Genomic DNA, 5,464 nt, shown 5'->3' on the forward strand with positions numbered 1-5,464 from the left:
CCGGAATCGAGATATAGTAGGCGAGATCCAGGTTATTGGGTCCTCCGTAGTCGTTAAAGAACCAATCGAACAACCCGTCGAGCGCATCTGCATTGGTGGGATACTCGGGCGTGCCGGCGATAATCTCCGGGCCTGCGTACATGTACCAGTTGTAGACCGGTTCGCCCGCCGCTGAACCCGCCGTCGACTCATTCTGGGTGTAGGCGGTCGCGTAGCGGTTGAGACCGGCGGTGAGAATGATGCTGCCATCGCCCTTGAGGTCGTAGCTCGCCGACAACCGTGGGCTGATCCGGTAGTCGTCGGCAGTCGTCGCTCCGGCCTGATCGTTGGCGTCATTTTTATCGTAGCGCACACCGACGTTGAGGGTCAGCTTGTCGTTGATTCTCCAGGTGTCGTTGGCGTAGACCGAGGTCGTCTCGACGTGGCTGCCCACCGACTCCTGGAGCACGTCGCCCCAAATGATGTAGCCGCCGTAGGGCTCGATCACGGTCAAGGGGGCACCGGGTGTTTCGTAGTTCTGCTCAACGTACGGCGCCCAAGCGTAGCCCGAGGCCATCTGCCGGTTGTTCTCCGAGTTCTGGTCGTCGAAGTAGTCGACACCGAAGACGAGGTCGTGGGTGCCGGCGCCGGACACGAACCACGACGCCTTCGCGTAGTAGTTCTCGTTGTCACGCTGCTTCGGCGGACCCGCAGCGTCGAACCATGCGTCGTTGTAGGTGACGCTCTCGAGCAGGTCCCAGATCGGCGAGCCACCGAGCTCGGTGTTGACTCCGCCGCCTCCGACCAAAGTCAAATCCCTCTTGGAGTAGAGGCCCTCAACGAAGAAACTGTCGGACAGGACCCCAGTGTATGTCACCGACATGCCCTTCTCCGGATTCTCACCCGAAGTGAGTCCGGCGTAGTCGACCGCGGGGGGCCAGTTGGGGTAGTTCTCGTACGGATTGTCGATGTCGAGATAGCTCAGCATGATGCGGTGGTTGGGTCCGATGGAGCCAGTGAGCTTGCCCTCGAGTCGGGTCTCCGACTGGCTTGTCGAATAAGGGATGCCGGCTCCCGGCTGGCCGGGGGTAGCGATCTGGTCTTGTCCCGACTGCGACCAATCGCGACCAGCGGCAAAGAACCAAAGCGCATCGCGCAGGATATAACCGCCGACAGTGGCCTCGTAGATGTAATTATTCTCATCCACCTGGTCGGTGGTGAGCGGCGTTTTGCCGTTCCAGCTGTCATTGTCCACGTTGACGCGGAACGAACCCGAAAACTCGTTGCCGCCGGATTTGGTGACCGTGTTCACCACACCGCCAGCGAAACGGCCGTACTCGGCCGAGGCGCTGCTGGTGATGGTGGTGGTCTCGAGGATCGCATCCTCGATGAAGAGGTCGCGCGCCTGGCCGCGAATGTTCTCGTTCACGACCACGCCGTTGATGGTATAGAGGCTCTCCCACGACTGCGCGCCGGCGATCGATATGTTGTTGTTCGGTCCGGTATCGGTGGCGCCCGCCGACAGCAGCACCGCGTTATTGATGTTTCGCAGCACGGGTAGTTTTTCGAGTGTCGACTGCTCCATGGTCGACGAACCCTGGGTGCCGGTGCTGACCGTCTCGTAGGAGCCGGTGACGACGATTTCCTCCTGCACCGCCTCCGGGTACAGGACAGCGTCCAAGGACCGCGGCTGCGACGTCGACATCTTGACGTCGTGCTCGAGGACCGCAAACGACGCCAACTCGAAGCGAACCTTGTAGTCGCCCGCCGGGAGCGCTTTGATCTGGTAGTCACCCTGTGAGTTGGTCACGGTGATTCTCTGCCCCTGCAGAGCGGGCGATGTCACACTGACGGTAACCCCCGGCATGCCGGACCCTTCATAGGTGACGCGGCCAGTCAGGTTACTGCCGGAAGTCTGTGCCACGGCCGTTCCCGCACATGCGAGTGCAAGAATGACAAGGCAGGTCGTAAATCGATATCGCATTCGTACCTCCTCTTTTGCTGGTTCTTCGTGAGAGGGTGGCCCGAAAACCCGATCAACTTTGCCACGCTCTCGGCCACGTGCCGCCCGGTTTGATGAGTACCTTCCCCGAATCCAGAATGTTCGAACCCTGATTTACTTGAGCAAAATACGTGCCTGAATCTCTGTGCTGGAACCCTCCCATCGCACAGAAATACGTGTAACCGCGTCCGAGGTTTCGGACGTGTATTCAAATTATCGAACGTCCTGAGACGGGTGCCTATCTCGATACGATCGAATGGGACGACACCCGCGTGTTCAAGCTGGCAAAAGAGGACTGACGGGTTACCGGGTCGAGCACGCCGACGACCACCTTGTGCTCACCCTCGTTGAGCAGCAGATCGAGGGCCGCGACGTATCGCTCGCTGCGCCGCTTCTCGTAATCCTCGGGCGGCATACGGATCTCGAACTGGCGCCGCTGGATATCTGACTGCCCACCCTTGGCGTCACGGTTGGCGACGAACAGCACCACCCGGCCGACGTAATCGCCACCCTCCGGTATCAGGGCAATCGACTCGATGGGCAATGACACCTCGACCGGCAGAATCCATCGATCTTCGGACGCTGTCCGCTGCACTCCGGAGCTGATCTCGAGATGCATCGGATTGTCATCGAGCGCAAGCATGAGTCCGCTCACTACCTTGTCCTGGACCTGGGTTTCGAGTGATTTCTCGACCAAGGCGCGTCGGTAGACCAGCTCGTACTCCGGGTGGCCCGGCAGCTCGACCTCGATCCTGTGGACGGTGTCACTCCCGCTCGATGACAGGGTATAACCGAGCGAGTAGTAGGTGAAGAGGTCGTCGCGCAGTTCTTCCAGCAAGCTGGTGATGTCATTGGAATCGACGATCGCGCGACCACCGGTCCGCTCGGCCAGATACAGCAGCGGCTCCTGATAGTTGAGGGTGTGGATGCTGGTCGTCAAGGGATCGATTGGGCGCGCATGCTCCGCCGACGCCGAACCACCCCCGGCGAGCCCGCTGGCATCGATGGTGTAAAAGGTCACCCCCTGGGCGTTGGCGCTCGCCGCCACGGATTCGAAGAGGTAGCGGCGGTTGTATCGCGCCAACATCGGCAAGGTGGACGATTTCTGGTAGAGCTCTCCATACCAATTGATGAGATCTCGGGCCGGCACCGCAGGCAAACCGCTCGAGATGTGAACCAATACCCTACGGCCGGAAAGCCCCGCCAGAGTGGTGAGGACCTCGCGCAGGGAATTGACCGAGTAATTGAGTTCCGACGCCAGCTCTCCAGCGTAAAACCGGATTTTCTCCTGGAGGTCGACAGCGATCCTGGAATCGGCTCGGCGGCCTTCTCCCGGGGCGTCGTCAATGATCTGCTGCATGTCGTGGATGATGCGTCCCCGCTCCAGGTCATCGTCGGTGCGAGCGCCGTAGACCCGGGTCATGGACCTGAGCGCATCTTTGACCGCACGCGGGTCGTTGGTGAAGGGCTGCACGACCTTCGGCGACCTCTGGACCGAGATCACCATGACTCGAACGTGTGGTTGCATCACCTCGTCGATGAATCGCCGAACCTGCGTCAGCACCCTGTTCCGGTCGAAGGGCCGGATATTCTCATTGTCCACGTAAAGCACGATGTGCACCGGCTGAACCAGCTCGGCGGGGCTGCGGCTCGGCCGAGACGCCGCCTCGGCATCGAGCGGAGTCGGCGTCGGAACCGGCAGGGCCCGGGCGCCCTCTCCGTCTGGCGTCATGATCTCGGAGAGGACATCCCTGGTATAGGCTGCGAAGTGGCTCAGCCTCCGCTCCTGTCCATCCTGTTTGAGCACGAAATCGTCCTCGGAAAGACCGGTCACCACGTTCCCGTCACGGTCACGCACGAAGACGTCGATGTTGACGACCGTGACCTGGATTTCGTCCTCGAAAGCGAGCCCGCCCACCACCTCGTCCTCGCCGACCTCCTGGCCGAAGGCGACCGGCCCAGCGACCAGCAACATGACCAACAACGTCGCTACCCCGACGAGCGGTGCAAAACTCCGGTTTACGTCAGACATCATCAGTTCCCTGAGCAAATCCCTGCCTGGCATCAGTGCGCCTCATCAACGTCCGCATTCACCGATTCTCGAGCACGAACGGCACCACCGCCTCGGTCTCTTCGAATTCGATCGCCAGCTTCCAGCGTCCGGGCTGGACACCATCGCGGATCGGAAAATAGAGCATGCCCGCGCAGAGGTCGTTCTTGCTCACGTTGAGCGACGTTCTCGCCGACCTGCCGGAGCCGGGTAGCGGGAAGAAGTCGATCCGGCAACCGCGCCGGCCGCCGCGGGTGAAGCTGAGCGGATCGCTGGCCAGCGAAGCGCGCCGAGCGATCGGCGCAAGGTCCTTGTAGGCGGCGTTGAATTCGCGGTAGCTCGGCATCGGAATCGTGCGGCCGTCCGGAGAGCGGACCGAGATCAACGCGCGCTTGACCTCGGTGCTGCCGCCCGTCATTCCGCTCATCGCCGCGTTGAGAATCAGCCATTCTTCGCCCAGGTTGGCGGCAGCGAACTTGGTCTCGAGAACCACTTCGATGACGGAATCCCGGTAGCGGACGATGTTTTCTCCAGGCATGTCAATGACCGGTTCGGTGATTGGATTCGGCATCGCCGGCGTCGTCGTTCCGCAGCCCGCAGCGATTGCGCCGAGCATGCCCAGAACGAATAACCTGCCAAGGGGAAGGCGCATGACTCTCTCCTTTTCCGTAGAACAGGATAGCGCAGCTCGCGGTCCACCCGCGGCCGTCCCGCCCGCGAGGTCTGCCCTGCGTAAGGACTACGATCTTCGCGCGCGTTGGTTTGGGTGGAAGACATCGAAACCGGCTGTGGGCGACCAGCAACGCGTGACTGTCGCACGTTTGGCGAAGCGACCATCCGCCGGGCGTTGGCGTGGATTTCTGAGGCGGCGGGTATGAACCCTTCGGCTACCCTGTAACGACTTCCAGGGAAACGTCCAGCCATGGCGCGGAATGGGTGAGTGCGCCGACCGAGAGGAGATCGACGCCGGTCGAGGCGACAGCGGCAGCGGAGTCGAGATCGATCCCGCCAGACGCTTCAGTCACACAACGGCCATCCACCAACCCCACCGCAGCGCGAAGCGTTTCGAGGTCCATGTTGTCCAGGAGGACGGCGTCGACGCCCACCTCGAGGCCCTCTTCAAGTTGCTCGATGGTGTCGACCTCGAGCTCGACTGCCACCATATGACCTACCGATTCCCGAACCCTCGCGATCGCCTCGCGCACGCTGACCGCCACCGCCAGGTGGTTGTCCTTGATCAGCACCGCGTCGTCGAGTCCGAAACGGTGGTTGGAGCCGCCTCCGCATCGCACCGCGTGTTTTTCCAGCGCTCGCAGACCCGGTGTGGTTTTGCGGGTGCAGACGACCCGCGCCCCGGTGCCGGCCACCGCCTCGACGTAGTCTCGGGTCAGGGTGGCGATGCCCGAGAGATGGCCGAGCAGGTTGAGGGCAGT

Annotated in this window: 4 protein-coding genes; all 4 read right to left on the bottom strand. The window is 61.8% G+C overall.

Annotated features, from left to right (window positions below; genetic code table 11):
* Nucleotides 1-1,963: TonB-dependent receptor (locus LJE93_12535; protein MCG6949730.1), on the bottom strand; the 1,963-nt coding region annotated here is incomplete at its 3' end.
* A 256-nt stretch (nt 1,964-2,219) separates the two neighbouring features.
* A complete protein-coding gene (locus tag LJE93_12540) occupies nt 2,220-4,046 on the bottom strand; it encodes a VWA domain-containing protein (protein ID MCG6949731.1) in 1,827 nt (608 codons plus the stop codon).
* Nucleotides 4,047-4,071: 25 nt separating this feature from the next.
* Nucleotides 4,072-4,683, bottom strand: a complete 612-nt coding sequence (locus LJE93_12545; GenBank protein MCG6949732.1) for a hypothetical protein — start codon at nt 4,681-4,683, stop codon at nt 4,072-4,074.
* A gap of 235 nt (nt 4,684-4,918) precedes the next feature.
* A partial coding sequence (gene nadC, locus LJE93_12550) for a carboxylating nicotinate-nucleotide diphosphorylase (protein ID MCG6949733.1) occupies nt 4,919-5,464 on the bottom strand: 546 nt, incomplete at its 5' end.

Source organism: Acidobacteriota bacterium, assembly GCA_022340665.1.
Classification (GTDB): Bacteria; Acidobacteriota; Thermoanaerobaculia; order Thermoanaerobaculales; family Sulfomarinibacteraceae; genus Sulfomarinibacter.

Excerpts from the sequence above, each read along its gene's own strand:
- LJE93_12540 (MCG6949731.1), bottom strand. The coding sequence starts at position 4,046 with ATGCCAGGCAGGGATTTGCTCAGGGAACTGATGATGTCTGACGTAAAC.
- LJE93_12545 (MCG6949732.1), bottom strand. The coding sequence starts at position 4,683 with ATGCGCCTTCCCCTTGGCAGGTTATTCGTTCTGGGCATGCTCGGCGCA.